17 protein-coding genes are annotated in these 21,817 nt (G+C 69.2%); 16 read left to right on the forward strand and 1 reads right to left on the reverse strand.

Going from position 1 to position 21,817, the window contains the following annotated elements:
• Positions 1-5 precede the first annotated feature (5 nt).
• Positions 6-1,796 (forward strand): hydroxysqualene dehydroxylase, encoded by a 1,791-nt coding sequence (locus ACWDA7_RS10850; RefSeq protein ID WP_450603787.1) that lies wholly within the window; start codon positions 6-8, stop codon positions 1,794-1,796.
• 141 nt (positions 1,797-1,937) lie between these two features.
• On the opposite strand, the gene ACWDA7_RS10855 is transcribed toward ACWDA7_RS10850, so the two are convergent.
• Entirely contained in the window at positions 1,938-2,732 is a 795-nt protein-coding gene (locus ACWDA7_RS10855) for a C40 family peptidase (RefSeq protein ID WP_450603788.1), read from the reverse strand.
• 831 nt (positions 2,733-3,563) lie between these two features.
• Between ACWDA7_RS10855 and ACWDA7_RS10860 the strand changes: the two genes are divergently transcribed.
• The 15 genes from ACWDA7_RS10860 (at position 3,564) to recQ (ending at position 21,786) form a co-directional block, all read left to right on the forward strand.
• The gene (locus ACWDA7_RS10860) at positions 3,564-3,923 is read left to right on the forward strand and encodes an NADH-quinone oxidoreductase subunit A (RefSeq protein ID WP_030379754.1); all 360 of its coding nucleotides are present in this window, start codon (positions 3,564-3,566) and stop codon (positions 3,921-3,923) included.
• Positions 3,924-3,936: 13 nt separating this feature from the next.
• Positions 3,937-4,491 (forward strand): NuoB/complex I 20 kDa subunit family protein, encoded by a 555-nt coding sequence (locus ACWDA7_RS10865; protein ID WP_023547484.1) that lies wholly within the window; start codon positions 3,937-3,939, stop codon positions 4,489-4,491.
• Positions 4,488-5,279 carry an NADH-quinone oxidoreductase subunit C gene (locus ACWDA7_RS10870; RefSeq protein ID WP_432931176.1) on the forward strand — a complete coding sequence of 264 codons (792 nt, stop codon included), beginning with the start codon at positions 4,488-4,490 and terminating at the stop codon, positions 5,277-5,279. Before ACWDA7_RS10865 ends, ACWDA7_RS10870 begins: the two co-directional genes overlap by 4 nt.
• Entirely contained in the window at positions 5,276-6,607 is a 1,332-nt protein-coding gene (locus ACWDA7_RS10875) for an NADH-quinone oxidoreductase subunit D (protein WP_450603789.1), read from the forward strand. Before ACWDA7_RS10870 ends, ACWDA7_RS10875 begins: the two co-directional genes overlap by 4 nt.
• Positions 6,604-7,476: an NADH-quinone oxidoreductase subunit NuoE gene (gene nuoE / locus ACWDA7_RS10880; RefSeq protein WP_450603790.1), complete on the forward strand. Its 873-nt coding sequence runs from the start codon at positions 6,604-6,606 to the stop codon at positions 7,474-7,476. The genes ACWDA7_RS10875 and nuoE overlap by 4 nt, the downstream gene beginning before the upstream one ends.
• On the forward strand, positions 7,476-8,861 hold the full coding sequence (gene nuoF / locus ACWDA7_RS10885) for an NADH-quinone oxidoreductase subunit NuoF (RefSeq protein ID WP_360990318.1): 1,386 nt from the start codon (positions 7,476-7,478) through the stop codon (positions 8,859-8,861). Before nuoE ends, nuoF begins: the two co-directional genes overlap by 1 nt.
• Positions 8,858-11,362, forward strand: a complete 2,505-nt coding sequence (locus tag ACWDA7_RS10890) for an NADH-quinone oxidoreductase subunit G (protein WP_450603792.1) — start codon at positions 8,858-8,860, stop codon at positions 11,360-11,362. The genes nuoF and ACWDA7_RS10890 overlap by 4 nt, the downstream gene beginning before the upstream one ends.
• Positions 11,359-12,723, forward strand: coding sequence for an NADH-quinone oxidoreductase subunit NuoH (gene nuoH, locus ACWDA7_RS10895; RefSeq protein ID WP_450603793.1), 1,365 nt, complete (start codon positions 11,359-11,361; stop codon positions 12,721-12,723). Before ACWDA7_RS10890 ends, nuoH begins: the two co-directional genes overlap by 4 nt.
• Positions 12,716-13,318: an NADH-quinone oxidoreductase subunit NuoI gene (nuoI, locus tag ACWDA7_RS10900; RefSeq protein ID WP_450603794.1), complete on the forward strand. Its 603-nt coding sequence runs from the start codon at positions 12,716-12,718 to the stop codon at positions 13,316-13,318. The genes nuoH and nuoI overlap by 8 nt, the downstream gene beginning before the upstream one ends.
• Positions 13,315-14,157 (forward strand): NADH-quinone oxidoreductase subunit J, encoded by an 843-nt coding sequence (locus tag ACWDA7_RS10905; RefSeq protein WP_432931188.1) that lies wholly within the window; start codon positions 13,315-13,317, stop codon positions 14,155-14,157. The genes nuoI and ACWDA7_RS10905 overlap by 4 nt, the downstream gene beginning before the upstream one ends.
• Positions 14,154-14,453 carry an NADH-quinone oxidoreductase subunit NuoK gene (nuoK, locus tag ACWDA7_RS10910; protein ID WP_023547474.1) on the forward strand — a complete coding sequence of 100 codons (300 nt, stop codon included), beginning with the start codon at positions 14,154-14,156 and terminating at the stop codon, positions 14,451-14,453. Before ACWDA7_RS10905 ends, nuoK begins: the two co-directional genes overlap by 4 nt.
• 15 nt (positions 14,454-14,468) lie before the next feature.
• On the forward strand, positions 14,469-16,364 hold the full coding sequence (gene nuoL / locus ACWDA7_RS10915; protein ID WP_450603795.1) for an NADH-quinone oxidoreductase subunit L: 1,896 nt from the start codon (positions 14,469-14,471) through the stop codon (positions 16,362-16,364).
• A 5-nt stretch (positions 16,365-16,369) separates the two neighbouring features.
• Positions 16,370-17,941, forward strand: a complete 1,572-nt coding sequence (locus tag ACWDA7_RS10920; RefSeq protein WP_450603796.1) for an NADH-quinone oxidoreductase subunit M — start codon at positions 16,370-16,372, stop codon at positions 17,939-17,941.
• The gene (gene nuoN / locus ACWDA7_RS10925; RefSeq protein ID WP_450603798.1) at positions 17,938-19,587 is read left to right on the forward strand and encodes an NADH-quinone oxidoreductase subunit NuoN; all 1,650 of its coding nucleotides are present in this window, start codon (positions 17,938-17,940) and stop codon (positions 19,585-19,587) included. Before ACWDA7_RS10920 ends, nuoN begins: the two co-directional genes overlap by 4 nt.
• Positions 19,588-19,797: 210 nt before the next feature.
• Entirely contained in the window at positions 19,798-21,786 is a 1,989-nt protein-coding gene (gene recQ / locus ACWDA7_RS10930) for a DNA helicase RecQ (RefSeq protein ID WP_450603799.1), read from the forward strand.
• The last annotated feature ends 31 nt before the right edge of the window (positions 21,787-21,817 follow it).

Here is a 21,817-nt window from a genome sequence, read left to right on the forward strand (position 1 = left end):
GAGCCATGCGTACGGGACACAGTCGAAGAACCCTTCTGAAAGGTGCGGCGGCCGGTGCGGCAGGGGGCGCGGTCGGGGTCACGCTGCCCGCGGGCCCGGCGGCGGCCGCCCCCAGCGGCCAGGGCCACGTCGCCGTCCTGGGCGGCGGCGTGTCGGGTCTGACCGCCGCCCACGAGCTCGCCGAACGCGGCTACCGCGTCACCGTCTACGAGTACTACGACGTCCTCGGCGGCAAGGCCCGCTCCATCCCCGTCCCGGGATCGGCGGCCGCCGGCCGCAAACCGCTGCCCGGTGAACACGGCTTCCGCTTCATCCCCGGCTTCTACCGCAACCTCCCCGACACCCTGCGCCGCATTCCGTACCCGGGCAACGCGGACGGCGTCCACGACAACCTGCGCTCCGGCACCGAGACCCTGTTCGCCCGCGCCGGTGGCCGGGCCGATCTGCACTTCCCGCTGCGCCGGGTCACCACACCCCCGCACCTGGGCGACCTGACTCCGGCCTGGATCCGCGATCAGCTGCTGTCCGTACTCGGTCTCGCGACCCGGATGCCCGCGTACGAACTGAGCTATTTCGTCAACCGGCTGCTCGTCTTCCTCACCAGCTGCGAGGTCCGCCGCGACCAGCAGTGGGAGCGGGTGCCCTGGTGGGACTTCATCAGGGCCGAGGACTTCAGCGAGGAGTACCGCCGGATGTTCGCCATCGGCCAGAGCCGCAACCTCACGGCCACCAAGGCCGAGGAGTCCTCCACCCGCACGGTCGCCGGCGTCTACATGGAGAACTTCCTCGTCTTCGGCCTGCTCGGGCTCGGCCAGGACGGTGACATCGACCGCGTCCTCAACGGCCCCACGACCGAGGCGTGGCTCGACCCGTGGGTCGCCCATCTGCGCTCGCTCGGCGTGGAGTTCGTGCTCTCCACGTCCGTACGGGACGTTGTGTATGAAAACGGGCGGATCGCCGGAGTCCGCGTCACCGCCCCGGACGGCACCGGCGCACGCACGGTCACCGCCGACCACTACATCTCCGCCCTCCCCGTCGAACACGCTCGTCCGACGTGGGGCCCCGCGCTGCGCGCCGCCGATCCGCAGCTCGGCCGGTGCGACGCGCTGCGCACCGACTGGATGGTGGGCGTCCAGTACTACATGCGCACGCGGACCCCGATGGTGAACGGGCACGTCAACTGCCTCGACTCACCCTGGTCGGTGACGGCGGTCGGGCAGGCGCAGTTCTGGGACACGCACGACTTCCCCGCCGAGTACGGGGACGGGCGCGCCGTGGACTGCGTCTCCGCCATCGCCTCCGAGTGGGACAAGCCGGGCATTCTGTACGGGAAGACGGCACGCCAGTGCACCCGTGAGGAGTTCGTGGCCGAGGTCTGGGCCCAGCTCCAGGACGCGGTCGGCGTCGCGGGGGATCCCGTGCTGAAGGACGAGGACCGGCTGGCGTGGTTCCTGGACCCCGCCGTGACGGGCATGGGCGGGCCGGATCCGGCCAACCGGGAGCAACTGCTCATCCATCCCGTCGGCTCGCTCTACGACCGCCCCTCGGCGAAGACCGCCGTGCCGAACTTCTTCCTCGCCGGCGACTACGTCCGCACGGGTATGAACCTGGCCTCCATGGAGGGCGCCAACGAGGCTGCCCGGCACGCCGTCAACGCCCTGCTCGACGCCGACGGGTCGGCCGCGGCGCGCTGTGTCACCTGGGGCCACTACCAGCCGCCGGAGCTGGAGCCCCTCAAGCGGGTCGACGAACTGCGCTATCGGCTCGGCCTGCCGAACACCTTCGACCTCGGGTGAGCGGCACGGGCGGGTGAAGGCGCGGCGTCGGGCGGCGGGTCCTCACTTCGGGGGAGTCCGGGGGACGGCATGCGGGTGTGCCGGAAGGGCCGCTGCCCCCGAGCGGCTGCGGCCCTTCACCCGTGCGGCTGCTGGATGCGGTCAGAGCACCCGGACCGCACCGCTCGGCGGGTCGTACGACAGCGGCTTCTCGACGACGCCGGTCGAGGGGTTCTGGGCACCGACGAACATGCCGTCGCCGACGTACACCGCCACGTGGTACGCGCTGCCCGCGCCGCCCCAGTAGAGGATGTCGCCCGGCTGCAGATTGCTCAGCGAGACCTGCGTGCCCGCGGTCGACTGGCCCTGCGAGACGCGCGGCAGGCTCACGCCCACCTGCTTGAACGCGGCCTGCACAAGTCCGGAGCAGTCCCACGAGTTGGGGCCGGTACCGCCCATGACGTACGAGTCGCCGATCTGCGCCTTGACGAAGGCGACGATCGCCGCGGCCGAACCGGTGGCCGTGGACGTCGAGGCGGTGCTCGTCGCTGCGGAGAGGACGGTCCGCGCGGTGCTGCGCGAGGCGGCCTGGGTGGCCTGGCGGGCGGCCTCGGCCTTGCGCTTGGCCTCCGCCGCCTTCTTCTTGGCCGCCGCGAGGTCCGCATTGGCCTGCTTCGCGGCATGTGCGGCGGCCGCGTCACGCTCGGCCTGCAACTGGTAGTTGGCCGCGGCCAGCTGGGTGGCCTCGGCGGACTGCGCGACCTGAGTGGCCAGGTCGGCCGTCAGGGTGGGCAGTTCGAGGGTCTGTGTCACCGGCTCGGCTGCGTTGGCCGAGGCCGAGGCGCCGGCGGCGGCCAGGCTGAGGACGCCACCCGCGACTCCGGCCCGCATCGCGATCGTCGACGCGTTGCGGTTCCGGGGTTTCCGGTGGCTGCGTATGTGAGCGGTGTGGGACATGGGTACAAGCGGTACCAGGGGCTCCTCCATACCTTCAAGAAACGTGTGGTGCGCCACAGTTGTTCAATCGAGACCCTGAATTGCCGGGGCGTCACTCTTTATTGACGCCGTAACGGGCATTACGGACAGCAGTGATCAAGGCTGTGAACACGGCCTTTCGCCGTTACGCCCGGATTGCTCCGCACCTACCACTGGATATGCCAGGTGGCCAAGCCTGGTTCATCGGAACCTCACGCGGATGTGGCACAGGTCACGGAACGGTCACCGCCGCGGTGGCGTCTCGCGCGCGGTGGTGTCCTCTGGCTCGTGAACGCGTGCACTCCCGTCCGCGGGGTGCGGGCTACTCGTGAACGGGTGCGCCTGTGATCGTGAAGGCCCGTGAACGCGCGGCCCTGCTCGTGAACGCGCGCACACGTCCACATCTGTCACCGCTCCTACCCCTGAAGTGTGAACGGACTCCTCTATCAAGCGATCCGGTCCAGGGCGAATTTGCTTTCAACGTCATCACTTTGATATTGCAAGGCCGCTCCGACCTGCGGGGATGAGCGAAAATGTCACCTCTTGGTGATCACTCGACTGCTTCGCGTATGAAGATCACCGCTCATCCGACTTCATGATCCTTCGCCGGGTGGTGGAGATCACAAAGTAGGTCCCGACCCCCGTGTCGCAGATCACATACCGGCGGGCATAAGATGCGGGGCAGTTGGGCTTGTGACCTGCTTCACATGTACGTGATCTTCGCCGGGACGAGCGGGGGTCGTGGGACAGGTGGGGCAGCTGTGAGCCCGGCAACCGCCAGCAGTCAGTGCCGACTGAGAGGAGCGAGGAGCGGTGAACGCGTATGCGCCCATCCTCGTACTGGGAGCCCTCGGGGCAGGCTTTGCGATCTTCTCCGTGGTCATGGCCACGCTGATCGGTCCGAAGCGGTACAACCGCGCCAAGCTCGAAGCGTATGAGTGCGGTATCGAGCCGACCCCCACGCCGGCCGGTGGCGGGCGTTTCCCGATCAAGTACTACCTGACGGCGATGCTCTTCATCGTCTTCGACATCGAGATCGTCTTCCTCTACCCCTGGGCCGTCACCTTCGACTCCCTGGGGATCTTCGGGCTCGTGGAGATGCTGCTCTTCGTGCTCACCGTCTTCGTCGCCTACGCGTATGTATGGCGACGCGGCGGCTTGGAATGGGACTGAGGGGCCTTTGGACATGGGACTCGAAGAAAAGCTGCCGAGCGGTTTCCTTCTGACCACCGTCGAGCAGGCCGCGGGCTGGGTGCGCAAGGCGTCGGTCTTCCCCGCCACCTTCGGCCTCGCCTGCTGTGCCATCGAGATGATGACCACCGGCGCCGGCCGTTACGACCTGGCGCGCTTCGGCATGGAGGTCTTCCGCGGTTCGCCCCGCCAGGCGGACCTGATGATCGTCGCGGGCCGGGTCAGTCAGAAGATGGCGCCGGTGCTCAGGCAGGTCTACGACCAGATGCCGAACCCCAAGTGGGTGATCTCCATGGGGGTCTGCGCCTCCTCGGGCGGCATGTTCAACAACTACGCGATCGTCCAGGGCGTCGACCACATCGTCCCCGTCGACATCTATCTGCCCGGCTGCCCGCCGCGGCCCGAGATGCTGATGGACGCGATCCTCAAGCTGCATCACAAGATCCAGACCTCCAAGCTCGGCGTCAACGCCGAGGAGGCGGCCCGCGAGGCGGAGGAAGCGGCCCTCAAGGCCCTTCCGACGATCGAGATGAAGGGGCTGCTGCGATGAGCGACGCGAAGAGCAACGGCGCGAACACTCCGGGCAACGGCGCGAACGGAGCCGCGGAGAACGGCAACGGAGTCAACCCCGAGAAGGACCTCGGCGCCGCGAACCTCCCGGGGATGCGCGGCGACCACGGCGAGGAGATCCGGGTCCAGCGCGGCATGTTCGGCGCCAACAACGGCGGCGACACCTCCGGTTACGGCGGCCTCGTCCGCTCCATCCGGCTCCCCGGTGCATCGACCCGCCCCTACGGCGGCTGGTTCGACGAGGTCGCCGACGAGTTGGAGGGCGCCCTGGAGGAACAGGGACTCGTCCCCGAGAACGCCATCGAGAAGACGGTCGTCGACCGCGGCGAGCTGACCTTCCACATCGAACGCGAGTACCTCCTGGCCGTCGCCCAGACACTCCGCGACGACCCGGCGCTCCGCTTCGAGCTGTGCACGGGTGTGAGCGGAGTGCACTACCCCGGCGACAAGGGCCGCGAGCTGCACGCCGTGTACCACCTGCGCTCGATCACCCACAACAGGCTGCTCCGCGTGGAGGTCAGCGCCCCCGACGCCGACCCGCACATCCCGTCGCTCGTCTCCGTCTATCCCACGAACGACTGGCACGAGCGCGAGACGTACGACTTCTTCGGCCTGATCTTCGACGGCCACCCGGCGCTGACCCGGATCATGATGCCCGACGACTGGCAGGGCTTCCCGCAGCGCAAGGACTATCCCCTCGGCGGTATCCCCGTCGAGTACAAGGGCGCCCAGATCCCGGCTCCGGACCAGCGGAGGTCGTACTCATGAGCACGCATACTCCCTCCTCCGCCTCCGCGCGCGAGACGACCGAAGGCACCGTCTACACGGTCACCGGCGGCGACTGGGACGAGGTCGTCCAGTCCGCGGCTCGCGCCGACGACGAGCGCCTCATCGTCAACATGGGTCCGCAGCACCCGTCCACGCACGGCGTGCTCCGGCTCATCCTGGAGATCGAGGGCGAGACCGTCACCGAGGCCCGCTGCGGAATCGGCTACCTCCACACCGGCATCGAGAAGAACCTCGAGTACCGCACGTGGACGCAGGGCACCACGTTCGTGACGCGCATGGACTACCTGACGCCGTTCTTCAACGAGACGGCGTACTGCCTCGCGGTCGAGAAGCTCCTCGGCATCGAGGACGAGGTCCCGGACCGCGCCACGCTCATCCGCGTGCTCCTGATGGAGCTGAACCGGATGTCCTCCCACCTGGTGTGCATCGCCACCGGAGGCATGGAGCTCGGCGCCACCACCATCATGATCTACGGCTTCCGCGACCGGGAGCTGATCCTCGACATCTACGAGCTGATCACCGGTCTGCGGATGAACCACGCCTACATCCGCCCCGGCGGACTCGCCCAGGACCTGCCGCCGGGCGCGGTGGACCAGATCCGCGAGTTCGTCAAGAAGATGAGGAAGAACCTCCCGGAGTACGACAAGCTCGCCACCGGGAACCCCATCTTCAAGGCCCGTATGCAGGACATCGGCTACCTCGATCTGGCCGGCTGCATGGCCCTCGGTGCCACCGGCCCGATCCTGCGTTCCGCGGGCCTGCCGCACGACCTGCGCAAGGCACAGCCCTACTGCGGCTACGAGACCTACGACTTCGACGTCCCGACCGCCGACAGCTGCGACGCCTACGGCCGCTTCCTCATCCGCCTGGAGGAGATGCGCCAGTCGCTGAGGATCATCGAGCAGTGCCTGGACCGGCTGCAGCCCGGGCCGGTCATGGTCGCCGACAAGAAGATCGCCTGGCCCGCCCAGCTCGCCCTGGGACCGGACGGGCTCGGCAACTCCCTCGACCACATCAAGAAGATCATGGGCACCTCCATGGAGGCCCTGATCCACCACTTCAAGCTGGTGACCGAGGGCTTCCGCGTCCCGCCGGGACAGGCATACGCGGCGGTCGAGTCGCCCAAGGGCGAACTGGGCGTGCACGTCGTGTCCGACGGCGGCACCCGCCCCTACCGGGTCCACTTCCGCGACCCGTCCTTCACCAATCTGCAAGCCATGGCGGCGATGTGCGAGGGCGGCCAGGTCGCCGACGTGATCGTCGCCGTCGCGTCCATCGACCCCGTGATGGGAGGCGTCGACCGGTGACCACCAGTTCCTCGGAGCGGGGCGTCAGCCTGGGCATGCCCGAGCTGCCCGCGCCCGACTACCCGGACGACGTTCGAGCCCGGCTCGAGCGGGACGCGCACGAGATCATCGACCGCTACCCGGACTCGCGGTCCGCCCTGCTGCCGTTGCTGCACCTGGTGCAGTCGGAGGAGGGGCACGTCACACGGACCGGAATGCAGTTCTGCGCGGACATGCTGGACCTGACCACGGCCGAGGTCACCGCGGTCGCCACCTTCTACACCATGTACCGGCGCAAGCCGTCCGGTGACTACCAGGTGGGCGTCTGCACCAACACCCTGTGTGCCGTGATGGGCGGCGACGCGATCTTCTCCGCCCTCCAGGAGCACCTGGGCGTCGGCAACGGCGAGACCACCGCGGACGGCAAGGTCACCCTGGAGCACATCGAGTGCAACGCGGCCTGCGACTACGCGCCGGTCGTGATGGTGAACTGGGAGTTCTTCGACAACCAGACCCCGCAGAGCGCCAAGAGCCTGGTGGACGACCTGCGCGCGGGACGGCAGGTCGAACCCACCCGCGGCGCCCCCCTGTGCACCTTCAAGGAGACCGCCCGGATGCTGGCGGGCTTCCCCGACGAACGGGACGGTGCCGTCGAGGCGACGGGCAGCGCGGGCCCCGCCTCGCTGATCGGGCTCCGGCTCTCCAAGGGCGAGACCCCCACCGCGCGCGTGGTGCACCCGCGGGACGGCGGACCGCACGACGAGCCGCGACCGGGATCGGTGCACGAGCCGTCACCGGCCGAGCACCTCGGGTCGCACGACGCACCACAGGACACATCGGCCTCCGACCCGGCCCACCCGGCGGGTCCCGTCACGGAGGAGGGGGAGTGATGACAGTGACCACCGAGGACGGGGGGACCTCCCGCCCGGGCAAGTTCGAGGGTGGGGGAGAGAGCAGCCCCGAGAAGCTGCTCGCACCCGTCCTGTCCGCCTTCTGGGACGAGGAGAAGGCCTGGACGCTGGACGTCTACCGACGGCACGAGGGGTACGAGGGGCTCCGCAAGGCGCTCGCCATGTCGCCGGACGACGTGATCGCGTACGTCAAGGACTCCGGACTGCGCGGGCGCGGCGGCGCGGGATTCCCGACCGGAATGAAGTGGCAGTTCATTCCGCAGGGCGACGGCAAGCCTCACTATCTTGTTGTCAACGCCGACGAGTCGGAGCCCGGGACCTGCAAGGACATCCCGCTCCTCTTCGCGAACCCGCACAGCCTCATCGAGGGCATCGTCATCGCGTGCTATGCCATCAGGTCGTCGCATGCCTTCATCTATCTGCGGGGTGAGGTCGTCCCCGTACTGCGCCGGCTGCACTCGGCCGTGGACGAGGCCTACGCGGCGGGCTACCTCGGCGAGAACATCCTGGGCAGCGGACTCGACCTCCAACTCACCGTGCACGCGGGCGCGGGCGCGTACATCTGCGGTGAGGAGACCGCACTGCTCGACTCGCTCGAAGGCCGCCGTGGCCAGCCGCGGCTGCGTCCCCCCTTCCCTGCGGTCGCGGGCCTCTACGCGTGCCCGACTGTGGTGAACAACGTCGAGTCCATCGCGTCCGTTCCCGCGATCCTGACCCGGGGCAAGGAATGGTTCCGGTCGATGGGCAGCGAGAAGTCACCCGGCTTCACGCTCTACTCGCTCAGCGGCCATGTCGCGAGTCCCGGTCAGTACGAGGCCCCGCTCGGCATCACGCTCCGCCAGCTGCTCGAGATGAGCGGCGGCATGCGGCCCGGCCACCGCCTCAAGTTCTGGACGCCGGGCGGCTCCTCGACGCCGATGTTCACCGACGAGCACCTCGACGTCCCGCTCGACTACGAGGGCGTGGGCGCCGCCGGTTCCATGCTCGGCACCAAGGCCCTGCAGTGCTTCGACGAGACGACCTGTGTGGTCCGTGCCGTCACCCGCTGGACCGAGTTCTACGCCCACGAGTCCTGCGGCAAGTGCACGCCCTGCCGCGAAGGGACGTACTGGCTCGTCCAGTTGCTGCGGGACATCGAGGCGGGCAAGGGCGCGATGTCCGACCTCGACAAGCTCGCCGACATCGCCGACAACATCAATGGCAAGTCGTTCTGCGCCCTCGGTGACGGCGCCGCCTCGCCGATCTTCTCCTCCCTCAAGTACTTCCGCGAGGAGTACGAGGAGCACATCACGGGCCGGGGCTGCCCCTTCGACCCGGCCAAGTCCACGGCCTGGGCGGACAAGCCCGCGGAGGTGACCGCATGACTGTGACCACCAGCGCTCCCTCGGGAGGGGGAGGGGCGGCGGTCCCGCCGGAGGACCTCGTCACGCTGACGATCGACGGCATCGAGATCAGCGTGCCCAAGGGCACCCTGGTCATCCGTGCCGCCGAACAGCTCGGCATCGAGATCCCCCGCTTCTGCGACCACCCTCTGCTCGACCCGGCCGGTGCCTGCCGCCAGTGCATCGTCGAGGTCGAGGGCCAGCGCAAGCCCATGGCCTCCTGCACGATCACGTGCACGGACGGGATGGTGGTGAAGACGCACCTCACCTCGCCCGTCGCCGAAAAGGCCCAGAAGGGTGTGATGGAGCTGCTGCTCATCAACCACCCGCTGGACTGCCCGGTCTGCGACAAGGGCGGCGAGTGCCCGCTGCAGAACCAGGCCATGTCGCACGGCCACGCCGAGTCCCGCTTCGAGGGCGGCAAGCGCACCTACGAGAAGCCCGTCCCGATCTCCACCCAGGTGCTGCTGGACCGGGAACGGTGCGTGCTGTGCGCCCGCTGCACCCGGTTCTCCAACCAGATCGCGGGCGATCCGATGATCGAGCTGCTGGAGCGCGGCGCACTCCAGCAGGTCGGCACCGGCGAGGGCGACCCCTTCGAGTCGTACTTCTCCGGCAACACCATCCAGATCTGCCCGGTGGGCGCGCTCACCTCGGCGGCGTACCGCTTCCGCTCGCGGCCCTTCGACCTCGTCTCGTCGCCGTCGGTGTGCGAGCACTGCTCCGGCGGCTGCGCGACCCGCACGGACCACCGGCGCGGCAAGGTCATGCGTCGCCTCGCGGCGAACGACCCCGAGGTCAACGAGGAGTGGATTTGCGACAAGGGGCGCTTCGCGTTCCGGTACGCGCAGATGAGGGACCGCCTCGACACCCCGCTGGTGCGCGGCGAATCCGGTGAACTGGAGCCCGCTTCCTGGCCCGAGGCGCTGGAGGTCGCCGCGCGGGGCCTGCTCGCCGCGCGGGGCCGGGCCGGTGTGCTGACCGGTGGCCGGCTCACCGTCGAGGACGCCTACGCGTACAGCAAGTTCGCGCGCGTGGCCCTCGACACGAACGACATCGACTTCCGCGCGCGCGTGCACAGCGGTGAGGAGGCCGACTTCCTGGCCGCCAGGATCGCGGGTCGCGGCCGCGACCTCGACGGTACGGGCGTCACGTACACCTCCCTGGAGAAGGCACCCGCCGTCCTGCTCGTCGGGTTCGAGTCCGAGGAGGAGGCGCCCGGCGTCTTCCTGCGGCTGCGCAAGGCCTGGCGCGGACACGGACAGCAGGTGTTCTCGCTCGCCACACACGCCACCCGGGGCCTTGCGAAGGCCGGCGGCACCCTGCTGCCCGCCGCGCCCGGCACCGAGACCGAGTGGCTGGACGCGCTGGCCGGCAAGGTCGGCCTGGAGGAGGACGGCGTACGGGCCGCCGAGGCCCTGCGCACCGAGGGCGCGGTGATCGTCGTCGGCGAACGCCTCGCCGCCGTGGCGGGCGGGCTCACCGCCGCCGTCCGGACCGCGGCCGCGACCGGCGCCCACCTGGTGTGGATCCCGCGCCGGGCCGGGGAGCGCGGAGCGGTCGAGGTGGGTGCCCTGCCCTCGCTGCTGCCGGGCGGCCGTCCGGCCACCGACCCGCGTGCGCGGGAGGAGGTCGCCGCCGCCTGGGGCGTCGCCGAACTCCCGCACCGCTACGGCCGGGACACGGGTCAGATCGTGGAGGCCGCGGCCACGGGCGAACTGCGGGCCCTGATGGTCGCCGGCGTCGACGTCGCCGACCTGCCCGATCCGGCACGCGCGCGTGAAGCACTCTCCGCGGTGGACTTCGTGGTCTCGCTCGAGCTGCGCCCCGGCGAGGTCACCGACCGCGCGGACGTGGTGCTGCCGGTCGCGGCGGTCGCCGAGAAGGCCGGCACCTTCCTCAACTGGGAGGGCCGGGCCCGCTTCTTCGAGGCCGCGCTCAAGCCCGACCAGATGACCCGCTCAGTGGCACCCACCGACGCGCGCGTGCTCCAGATGCTCGCCGACGCCATGGACGTCCATCTGGGCCTGCCCGATCTGCGCACCGTGCGCATGGAGCTGGACCGGCTCGGCGCATGGGGCGGACCACGGGCGAACAACCCCCTGGAGATCGGCGGGCAGCTGCCGCGCCCGGCAGCCGGGGAGGCCGTGCTCGCGGGCCACCGGCTGCTGCTCGACCTGGGCCGCCTCCAGGAGGGCGACGACGCGCTCGCCGGCACCCGGCACGCGGCACGCGCGCGCGTGTCCGCCGCCACCGCTGCCGAGGCGGGCGTCAAGGACGGCGACACCTTCGCCGTGACCGGCCCCGCCGGAACCGTCGAACTCCCGCTGCAGATCACCGAGATGCCCGACCGCGTCGTCTGGCTCCCGCTGAACTCCACGGGTGGTGGCGTCGCCTCCGACACCGGCGCGCTGCCCGGCACCCTCGTCCGCATCGGCCCGGCGACGTCCACCGTCGACACCCCCAAGGAGGTGGAGGCATGAGCCCGTACCTCGCCGCTGAAGACCTCTCCATGTTCGGCCACGACCCGTGGTGGCTGGTCGTCATCAAGGCGGTCTTCTGCTTCGCCTTCCTGATGGTGACCGTGCTGTTCTCCATCGTGTGGGAGCGCAAGGTCGTCGCCTGGATGCAGCTGCGCATCGGCCCCAACCGGCACGGCCCCTGGGGCATGCTCCAGTCGCTCGCCGACGGCGTGAAGCTGATGCTGAAGGAAGACGTCATCGTCAAGCGCGCGGACAAGGTGGTCTACGTGCTCGCGCCGATCGTCGCGGCCATCCCGGCCTTCATGGCGATCGCGGTGATTCCCTTCGGACCCTCCGGCAACGAGATCTCGATCTTCGGCCATCGCACCGCGATGCAGCTGACCGACCTGCCGATCGCGATGCTCTACATCCTCGCGATCGCCTCGGTCGGCATCTACGGCATCGTGCTGGCGGGCTGGAGCTCCGGATCCACCTATCCGCTGCTGGGCGGTCTGCGCTCCTGCGCGCAGATGATCTCGTACGAGATCGCCATGGGCGCCGCCTTCGCCTCCGTGTTCCTCTACTCGGGGTCGATGTCGACGTCGCGGATCGTCGAGCAGCAGCACGACCGCTGGTTCATCCTGCTGCTCCCGGTCTCGTTCATCATCTACATCGTCACGATGGTCGGCGAGACCAACCGTGCCCCCTTCGACATGCCCGAGTCGGAGGGCGACCTGGTCGGCGGGTTCAACACCGAGTACTCGTCGATCAAATTCGCGATGTTCATGCTCGCCGAGTACGTGAACATGGTGACCGTCTCGGCCGTGTCGACCACGCTCTTCCTGGGCGGCTGGCGGGCACCGTGGCCGATCAGCACCTTCTGGGCGGGAGCCAACCACGGCTGGTGGCCGCTGCTCTGGTTCGTCGTCAAGGTCCAGTTGCTGCTGTTCTTCTTCATCTGGCTGCGCGGCACGCTGCCCCGCGTCCGCTACGACCAGCTGATGAAGCTCGGCTGGAAGGTGCTCATCCCGGTCTCCGTGGTCTGGCTGATGCTCGTGGCGACCGTGCGGGTGCTGCGCAACGAGAACTACGGCTTCGCCGACATCGCCTTGTATGTCGCGGGCGGCATCCTCGCGCTGCTGCTGGTGTCGTTCGTCATCGACATGTTCCGCGCAAAGGCCACGGAGGGCGAACGGCCCGCCGAGGGGCCGGCCGCATTCGACGCGATGGCGGGCGGATTCCCCGTGCCGCCGCTGCCCGGTCAGACCCTGCCGCCGGTACCGCGGCGCCGTTCGCGCGGCCAGCGGGAGCTGATTGTCAGTGGTGGACCGGACACTGTCAGTGACGGATCTTCGGATGGAAAGGAGGCGTCCGATGGCTGAGGAGCCCAAGGAGACCAAGCCCGGTTTCCAGAACCCCGTGGCCGGCTTCGGCGTGACCTTCAAGGCCATGTTCAAGAAGCGGCTGACCGAGCAGTACCCGGAGCAGAAGAAGACCACGGCTCCGCGGTTCCACGGACGGCACCAGCTCAACCGCCATCCGGACGGCCTGGAGAAGTGCGTCGGCTGCGAGCTCTGCGCCTGGGCCTGCCCCGCCGACGCGATCTATGTCGAGGGCGCGGACAACACGGACGAGGAGCGCTACTCGCCGGGCGAGCGGTACGGGCGGGTGTACCAGATCAACTACGCCCGCTGCATCCTGTGCGGGCTGTGCATCGAGGCGTGCCCCACCCGCGCGCTCACGATGACGAACGAGTTCGAGCTCGCCGACTCCAGCCGCGCCAACCTCATCTACACCAAGGAGCAGCTGCTCGCCGGCCTCGAAGAGGGCATGGTCGACACGCCCCACGCCATCTACCCGGGGACGGACGAGCAGGACTACTACCAGGGTCTGGTGACGGAGGCCGCGCCCGGCACGGTGCGTCAGGTGGCCGTCTCCAAGGGAGAGAAGCCCGAGGAACAGGGGGCTGACGCATGAGCCCGCAACTCGCCGCCTACACCACCTCCACGGGAGAGGCCTTCCAGTTCTGGGTCCTCGGCACCGTCGCGGTGATCGGCGCCCTGTGCACCGTCTTCATGAAGAAGGCCGTGCACAGCGCGCTCTGCCTGGCCGGCACCATGATCGTGCTGGCGGTGTTCTACCTCGCCAACGGCGCCTACTTCCTCGGGGTCGTGCAGATCGTCGTCTACACCGGCGCGATCATGATGCTGTTCCTGTTCGTGGTGATGCTCGTCGGTGTCACCGCGGCGGACTCCCTGAAGGAAACCATCAAGGGCCAGCGCTGGCTGGCCCTTGTGTGCGGGGTCGGCTTCGGCGTCCTTCTCCTCGCGGGCATCGCCCACGCGTCCCTGAAGGACTTCGACGGCCTGGGCAAGGCCAACGCGAACGGCAATGTGGAGGGTCTGGCGGCCCTCATCTTCACCAAGTACGTGTACGCCTTCGAAATCACCGGTGCCCTGCTCATCACGGCCGCGGTCGGCGCCATGGTGCTCACCCACCGCGAGCGCACCGAGCGCGCCCGGACCCAGCGCGAGCTGTCCGAGCAGCGGGTGCGCGAGGGCAAGCACCTTCCGCCGCTTCCGGCCCCCGGCGTCTACGCCCGGCACAACGCGGTGGACATCGCCGGTCTTCTCCCGGACGGCACCCCGTCCGAGCTGACCGTCAACAAGACCCTGCGCGAGCGCGGTCAGATCCGTGATGTGTCCGAGGAGGCGATCGGCGATCTGAAGGCCCTCGAACAGCGGGCCGCGGAGCGCCTGGAGCGGTCCGAGGAGGAGCGTCCGGCGCTCAAGAGGACCGAGGAGGCGTCGAAGTGAACCCGGTCAACTACCTCTACCTAGCCGCCCTGTTGTTCACGATCGGCGCGACCGGTGTGCTCATCCGGCGGAACGCGATCGTGGTGTTCATGTGCATCGAGCTGATGCTCAATGCCTGCAACCTCGCGTTCGTCACCTTCTCCCGGATGCACGGCAATCTCGACGGCCAGATCATCGCGTTCTTCACGATGGTCGTCGCCGCCGCGGAGGTCGTGGTCGGGCTCGCGATCATCGTGTCGCTGTTCCGTACCCGCCACTCGGCCTCGGTCGACGACGCCAGCCTGATGAAGCTGTAAGGGGTCGGAAGAACTGTGGAGAACCTGATTGCGCTGCTGATCGCGGCGCCTCTGCTCGGAGCGGCCGTCCTGCTGTGCGGCGGCAGAAGGCTCGATGCGGTCGGCCACTGGATCGGCACGGTGCTCGCCACCGCCTCCTTCGTGGTCGGCGCCGTCCTCTTCACCGACATGCTGGGCAAGGCCGCCGACCACCGGACCCTGACGCAGCACCTGTTCAGCTGGGTCCCGGTGGGCGGCTTCCAGGCCGACGTGGCCTTCCGGCTCGACCAGCTGTCGATGACGTTCGTCCTGCTGATCACCGGTGTCGGCTCGCTCATCCATCTGTACTCGGTCGGGTACATGGAGCACGACGAGCGCAGGCGCCGCTTCTTCGGCTATCTGAATCTGTTCCTCGCGGCGATGCTGCTGCTCGTCCTCGCCGACAACTACCTCCTGCTGTACGTCGGCTGGGAGGGCGTCGGTCTCGCCTCGTACCTGCTGATCGGCTTCTGGCAGCACAAGCCGAGCGCGGCGACGGCGGCGAAGAAGGCGTTCCTCGTCAACCGCGTCGGCGACATGGGCCTCTCGATCGCCATCATGCTGATGTTCACGACCTTCGGGACCTTCGCCTTCGGGCCGGTCTTCGCGGACGTGGGCAAGGCCGGCGAGGGCAAGCTCACCGCCATCGGCCTGATGCTGCTGCTCGCCGCGTGCGGCAAGTCCGCACAGGTTCCGCTGCAGTCCTGGCTCGGGGACGCGATGGAGGGCCCGACCCCGGTCTCGGCCCTCATCCACGCCGCGACCATGGTGACCGCGGGTGTCTATCTGATCGTCCGCTCCGGTGTGATCTTCAACGCGGCACCGGACGCCCAGCTGGTGGTCACCGTGGTCGGTGCCGTCACGCTCCTGTTCGGTGCGATCGTCGGTTGCGCCAAGGACGACATCAAGAAGGCGCTGGCCGGCTCCACCATGTCGCAGATCGGGTACATGGTGCTCGCCGCGGGTCTCGGCCCCATCGGCTATGTCTTCGCGATCATGCACCTCGTGACGCACGGCTTCTTCAAGGCGGGGCTCTTCCTCGGTGCCGGCTCGGTGATGCACGGCATGAACGACGAGGTCGACATGCGCAAGTACGGCGGCCTGCGGAAGTACATGCCGGTCACGTTCGTCACGTTCGGCCTCGGCTACCTCGCCATCATCGGCTTCCCGGGCCTGTCCGGCTTCTTCTCCAAGGACAAGATCATCGAGGCGGCCTTCGCCAAGGGCGGCACCGAGGGCTGGATCCTGGGCGGCGCGGCCCTGCTGGGGGCGGCCATCACCGCGTACTACATGACGCGCGTGATGATCATGACCTTCTTCGGTGAGAAGCGCTGGCAGCCGGACGAGCACGGCCACGAACCGCACCCGCACGAGTCGCCGGGGGTCATGACGATCCCGATGATCGTGCTGGCCTTCGGTTCGGTGTTCGCGGGCGGGTTCTTCTCGGTCGGCGACCGCTTCCTGCACTGGCTGGAGCCGGTCACCGGGCACTCGGAGGGCAACTCGCCGGTCAGCGCCCTGACGGTCACGATCGCCACGATGGTGCTGCTCGTCGTGGGCGCCGGCATCGCCTACGCCCAGTACGGCCGCCGCCCGGTGCCGGTCGTCGCCCCGCGCGGATCGCTGCTCACCCGGGCGGCCCGGCGCGACCTGCTCCAGGACGACTTCAACCACGTCGTTCTCGTCCGCGGCGGAGAGCACCTCACGCGCTCCCTGGTGTACGTGGACCACACCCTGGTCGACGGCGTCGTCAACGGCACCGCGGCCTCGGTCGGCGGCCTCTCCGGTCGGCTCCGCCGGCTGCAGAACGGCTACGCACGGTCGTATGCGGTCTCGATGTTCGGCGGTGCGGCGCTGCTCGTCGCCCTGACCCTGCTGATGAGGGCGGTCTGATACCGATGTCCTTTCCTCTGCTGACTTCGGCGGCGGCGCTCCCGGCCCTGGGAGCGATCGCCACGGCCGCGGTCCCGGCCGCACAGCGGACCGTCGCCAAATGGCTGGCGCTGGTCGTCTCGCTCGCCACGCTCGCGCTCGCCGCGCTGGTCGTGGTCCGCTTCGATCCGGGCGGCTCCCGCTACCAGCTCACCGAGTCCCACGCCTGGATCAGGGACTTCGGGGTGCGGTACGAACTCGGGGTGGACGGCATCGCCGTGGCGCTCATCGCGCTGACCGCCCTGCTGATGCCGTTCGTGATCCTGGCGGGATGGCACGACGCCGACCCGCTGGAGACCGGAAGCCGCCGCTGGCGGCCGACGCAGGGCTTCTTCGCCCTGATCCTGGCCGTCGAGGCGATGGTGATCCTCTCCTTCGAGGCCACCGACGTCTTCCTCTTCTACATCTTCTTCGAAGCCATGCTCATCCCGATGTACTTCCTCATCGGCGGCTTCGGGGACCGTGCCCACGAGCACGGCGAGAAGGTGGCGTCCACGCAGCGGTCGTACGCCGCCGTCAAGTTCCTCCTCTACAACCTGGTCGGCGGCCTGATCATGCTGGCCGCGGTGATCGGCCTCTACGTGCAAGCGGGGAACTTCTCGCTCCCGGAGATCGTGCAGGCGCGGGCGAACGGCTCGCTCCACATGGCGACCAGCACCGAACGCTGGCTGTTCCTCGGCTTCTTCTTCGCCTTCGCGGTGAAGGCGCCGCTGTGGCCGGTGCACACCTGGCTGCCCAACGCCATGGGAGAGGCCACCGCCCCGGTCGCCGTGCTGATCACGGCGGTCGTCGACAAGGTCGGCACGTTCGCCATGCTCCGCTTCTGCCTCCAGCTGTTCCCGGAGGCCAGCAAGTGGGCGACGCCCGCCATCCTCATCCTGGCGCTGATCAGCATCATCTACGGTGCACTGCTCGCCGTGGGCCAGCGGGACATCAAGCGCCTGGTGGCCTACGCGTCGATCTCGCACTTCGGCTTCATCATCATGGGCATCTTCGCGATGACCAGCCAGGGCCAGTCCGGGGCAACCCTCTACATGGTCAACCACGGCATCTCGACCGCTGCCCTGATGCTGGTGGCCGGCTTCCTGATCTCGCGCCGCGGCTCGCGTCTGATCGCGGACTACGGAGGCGTGCAGAAAGTGGCGCCGGTGCTCGCCGGCACCTTCCTGATCGGCGGCCTGGCGACGCTCTCGCTGCCCGGGCTCGCGCCGTTCGTCAGTGAGTTCCTGGTCCTGGTCGGCACGTTCGCACGCCATCCGGCCATCGGCATCATCGCCACCTTCGGCATCGTCCTCGCCGCGCTCTACACCCTCGTCCTCTACCAGCGGACGATGACGGGCCCGGTGAAACCGGAGGTCGCCCAGATGCCGGACCTGCGCGTGCGTGAACTGCTGGTGGTCGCCCCGCTGATCGCGTTGCTGATCTTCCTGGGCGTCTACCCGAAGCCGGTCACCGACATCGTGAACCCGGCGGTCCAGCAGACCATGTCCGACGTACACCAGACCGACCCCAAGCCCGAGGTGGAGGCGGCCAAGTGAGCACAGCAGTCGTCCACAGCCTGTGGACAACCGCGGCCGATCCGATCTCGAAGATCGGCGCGCCGAAGATCGAATACGGTCAGTTGGCACCCACCTTGATCGTCCTGGGTGGGGCACTGGTCGGAGTGCTGATCGAGGCCTTCGTGCCGCGCAAGTCCCGTTACTACGCCCAGGCGTTCGTATCGACGGTCGCGCTCGCCGCCGCGTTCGCCGCAGTCGTGGCGCTCGCGGCCGGCGGGTACGGCACCACCAAGGCGCACATCGCGGCCATGGGCGCCATCGCGGTCGACGGGCCGTCCCTGTTCCTTCAGGGGACGATCCTGCTGGCCGGTCTGCTCGGCGTGTTCACCTTCGCCGAGCGGCGCCTGGACCCGGCAGCGCACGGCAACCGGGTCGACTCCTTCGCCGCGCAGGCGGCGGCCGTACCGGGCAGCGAGAGCGAGAAGGCCGCCGTGAAGGCGGGCTTCACGACGACCGAAGCGTTCCCGCTGCTGCTGTTCGCGGTGGGCGGCATGCTCGTCTTCCCCTCGGCGAACGACCTGCTGACCCTGTTCGTCGCCCTGGAAGTCTTCTCGCTGCCGCTGTACCTGCTGTGCGCCCTGGCCCGCCGCAAGCGGCTCATGTCGCAGGAGGCCGCGGTCAAGTACTTCCTGCTCGGCGCCTTCGCCTCCGCGTTCACGCTGTTCGGCATCGCGCTGCTGTACGGCTACGCGGGCTCGGTGTCCTACGGCACGATCGCCCGGGTCGTGGACGGCACGGTCACGAACGTCGACCCGGCGCTCGCGGGCACCATGGGCAATGACGCGCTGCTGCTGATCGGTGCCGCGATGGTCGTGATGGGCCTGCTGTTCAAGGTGGCCGCGGTGCCCTTCCACATGTGGACACCGGACGTGTACCAGGGAGCACCGACCCCGGTGACCGGTTTCATGGCGGCGGCGACCAAGGTGGCGGCGTTCGGCGCCCTGCTGCGGCTGCTGTACGTCGTGCTGCCGGGCATGCGCTGGGACTGGCGTCCGGTGATGTGGGCGGTCGCGATCGTCACCATGCTGGGCGGCGCGATCGTCGCGATCACCCAGACCGACATCAAGCGCCTGCTCGCCTACTCGTCGATCGCGCACGCGGGCTTCATCCTCGCGGGTGTCATCGCGACGACACGGGACGGCGTGTCCTCGGTCCTCTTCTATCTGGCCGCGTACTCGTTCGTGACGATCGGAGCCTTCGCCGTCGTGACGCTCGTCCGGGACGCGGGCGGCGAGGCCACGCACCTGTCCAAGTGGGCCGGGCTCGGACGCAGGTCGCCCCTGGTGGCGGCCGTGTTCGCGGTGTTCCTGCTGGCCTTCGCGGGCATCCCGCTGACCTCTGGGTTCGCCGGGAAGTTCGCCGTGTTCAAGGCGGCGGCGGAGGGCGGGGCGGTCCCGCTGGTGGTGATCGGTGTGATCTCGTCGGCGATCGCCGCGTTCTTCTACATCCGGGTGATCGTGCTGATGTTCTTCAGCGAGCCGCACCCCGAGGGCCCGACGGTGGCGGTGCCCTCACCGCTGACGATGACGGCGATCGGGGCGGGCGTGGCGGTCACGCTGGCACTGGGTGTGGCGCCGCAGTACTTCCTGGATCTGGCGAGCCAAGCGGGTGTGTTCGTGCGCTGACGCACAGCGCCCGCAGGGCGACGGCCCGGTGCCCGCTCGGGGGGTGCCGGGCCGTCGTGCGTGCGGCTCACCGGTTCGGCGCGCGACGCGTCACGACCGCCGGTCCTTGACCTGGGGTGGACACGGGAGCCTGTGGACAACTCCGGACCTGTCGGCGCGGCCCCCTATCGTGGACGTCGTGGTCGAAGGACGACGTACGGGGGACGGGCGATGGACGGGACAGGTGTGATGACCGAGGCGGGCGTGCGGCCGGTGCCGGGCGGTGGCAGCGAGGCGCTGGCCGCGCTGAACCGGGTCTTCGGCTACGAGACCTTCCGCGGCGAGCAGGAAGCGATCATCGAGCATGTGGTGGCCGGCGACGACGCCGTGGTGCTCATGCCCACCGGCGCCGGCAAGTCGCTCTGCTACCAGATCCCGGCCCTGGTCAGACCCGGCACGGGCGTGGTCGTCTCGCCCCTGATCGCGCTGATGCAGGACCAGGTGGACGCGCTGCGGGCGCTCGGCGTGCGCGCGGGGTTCGTCAACTCCACGCAGGACTTCGAAGAGCGGCGCATGGTGGAGGCGGAGTTCCTGGCCGGCGAGCTGGACCTGCTCTATCTGGCCCCCGAGCGGCTGCGCCTGAACGCCACCCTCGACCTGCTCTCGCGCGGCAAGATCTCGGTGTTCGCCATCGACGAGGCGCACTGCGTGTCCCAGTGGGGCCATGACTTCCGGCCCGACTATCTGGCCCTGTCCCTGCTCGGCGAGCGCTGGCCGGAGGTCCCCCGGATCGCGCTGACGGCGACGGCGACGCAGGCCACGCACCAGGAGATCACCCAGCGGCTCGGCATGCCGAGCGCCCGTCACTTCGTGTCGAGCTTCGACCGGCCCAACATCCAGTACCGGATCGTCCCGAAGGCCGACCCCAAGAAGCAGCTGCTCACGTTCCTGCGCGAGGAACACGCAGGCGACGCAGGCATCGTCTACTGCCTCTCGCGGAACTCGGTGGAGAAGACGGCCGAGTTCCTGACCCGCAACGGTATCGAGGCGGTGCCGTACCACGCGGGCCTGGACGCGGGCACACGCGCCGCGCACCAGTCCCGGTTCCTGCGCGAGGACGGACTGGTCGTCGTCGCCACCATCGCGTTCGGGATGGGCATCGACAAGCCGGACGTACGGTTCGTCGCGCATCTGGACCTGCCGAAGTCGGTCGAGGGCTACTACCAGGAGACCGGCCGCGCGGGCCGCGACGGGCTGCCGTCCACGGCGTGGATGGCGTACGGGCTGAACGACGTCATACAGCAGCGCAAGCTCATCCAGTCCGGGGAGTCCGACGAGGAGTTCCGCCGCCGGGCCCAGGCGCACCTGGACGCGATGCTGGCGCTGTGCGAGACCGCCCGGTGCCGCCGCGGTCAGCTGCTGGCCTACTTCGACCAGGACCCCGGGACCGGCGGCTGCGGCAACTGCGACACCTGCCTGGTGCCGCCGGACACCTGGGACGGCACGATCGCGGCCCAAAAGGTGCTGTCCACGGTGTGGAGGCTGGACCGGGAGCGGCGGCAGAAGTTCGGCGCGGTGCAGATCGTCGACATTCTGCTGGGGCGGCGCACGGCCAAGGTGATCCAGTTCGACCACGACCAGCTGTCCGTGTTCGGCATCGGCGAGGAGCTGTCCGAGGGCGAATGGCGCGGCGTCATACGGCAGTTGCTGGCGCAGAGCCTGCTGGCGGTCGAGGGCGAGTACGGGACGCTGGTGCTGACCGAGGCCAGCGGTGCGGTGCTGCGGCGGGAGCGCGAGGTGCCCCTGCGCAAGGAGCCGCCCAAACCCACGGTCACCCGGTCCGCGGCCCCGAAGGGTGAGCGTGCGCCGAAGGTGGCGGCGGAGCTTCCGGCCGAGCTGCTGCCGGTCTTCGAGGCCCTGCGCTCCTGGCGTGCGTCCCGGGCGAGGGAACAGGGCGTCCCGGCCTATGTGATCTTCCACGACGCGACGCTCCGCGAGATCGCAACGGCCCGCCCGAGGACGGTGGCCGAGCTCGGCGCGATCGGCGGAGTGGGAGAGAAGAAACTCGCGACGTACGGGGAGGGGGTGCTCGGCGTCCTGGCCGCCCTCGACGGGCCGGCGGAGGAGGATTCCGCGGACGGTGGGCCGGTGTCCGGCCAGGGCCCCGACCCGGAGTGGCCGGAGCCCGAGGACGAGCCCGAACCGGAGGACTGGGCGTAGGTGCTGCCGGGGGGCGTCTTTCGGCGACGGG

This window comes from Streptomyces sp. NPDC001156, assembly GCF_053598275.1.

What these genes read in the sequence shown, in the direction of transcription:
- ACWDA7_RS10905 (WP_432931188.1), top strand. Translation starts at nt 13,315, where the DNA reads ATGAGCCCGCAACTCGCCGCCTACACCACCTCCACGGGAGAGGCCTTC.
- ACWDA7_RS10875 (WP_450603789.1), top strand. Translation starts at nt 5,276, where the DNA reads ATGAGCACGCATACTCCCTCCTCCGCCTCCGCGCGCGAGACGACCGAA.
- ACWDA7_RS10865 (WP_023547484.1), top strand. Translation starts at nt 3,937, where the DNA reads ATGGGACTCGAAGAAAAGCTGCCGAGCGGTTTCCTTCTGACCACCGTC.
- recQ (WP_450603799.1), top strand. Translation starts at nt 19,798, where the DNA reads ATGGACGGGACAGGTGTGATGACCGAGGCGGGCGTGCGGCCGGTGCCG.
- nuoF (WP_360990318.1), top strand. Translation starts at nt 7,476, where the DNA reads ATGACAGTGACCACCGAGGACGGGGGGACCTCCCGCCCGGGCAAGTTC.
- ACWDA7_RS10850 (WP_450603787.1), top strand. Translation starts at nt 6, where the DNA reads ATGCGTACGGGACACAGTCGAAGAACCCTTCTGAAAGGTGCGGCGGCC.
- ACWDA7_RS10890 (WP_450603792.1), top strand. Translation starts at nt 8,858, where the DNA reads ATGACTGTGACCACCAGCGCTCCCTCGGGAGGGGGAGGGGCGGCGGTC.
- ACWDA7_RS10855 (WP_450603788.1), bottom strand. Translation starts at nt 2,732, where the DNA reads ATGTCCCACACCGCTCACATACGCAGCCACCGGAAACCCCGGAACCGC.
- nuoI (WP_450603794.1), top strand. Translation starts at nt 12,716, where the DNA reads ATGGCTGAGGAGCCCAAGGAGACCAAGCCCGGTTTCCAGAACCCCGTG.
- ACWDA7_RS10920 (WP_450603796.1), top strand. Translation starts at nt 16,370, where the DNA reads ATGTCCTTTCCTCTGCTGACTTCGGCGGCGGCGCTCCCGGCCCTGGGA.
- nuoH (WP_450603793.1), top strand. Translation starts at nt 11,359, where the DNA reads ATGAGCCCGTACCTCGCCGCTGAAGACCTCTCCATGTTCGGCCACGAC.
- ACWDA7_RS10870 (WP_432931176.1), top strand. Translation starts at nt 4,488, where the DNA reads ATGAGCGACGCGAAGAGCAACGGCGCGAACACTCCGGGCAACGGCGCG.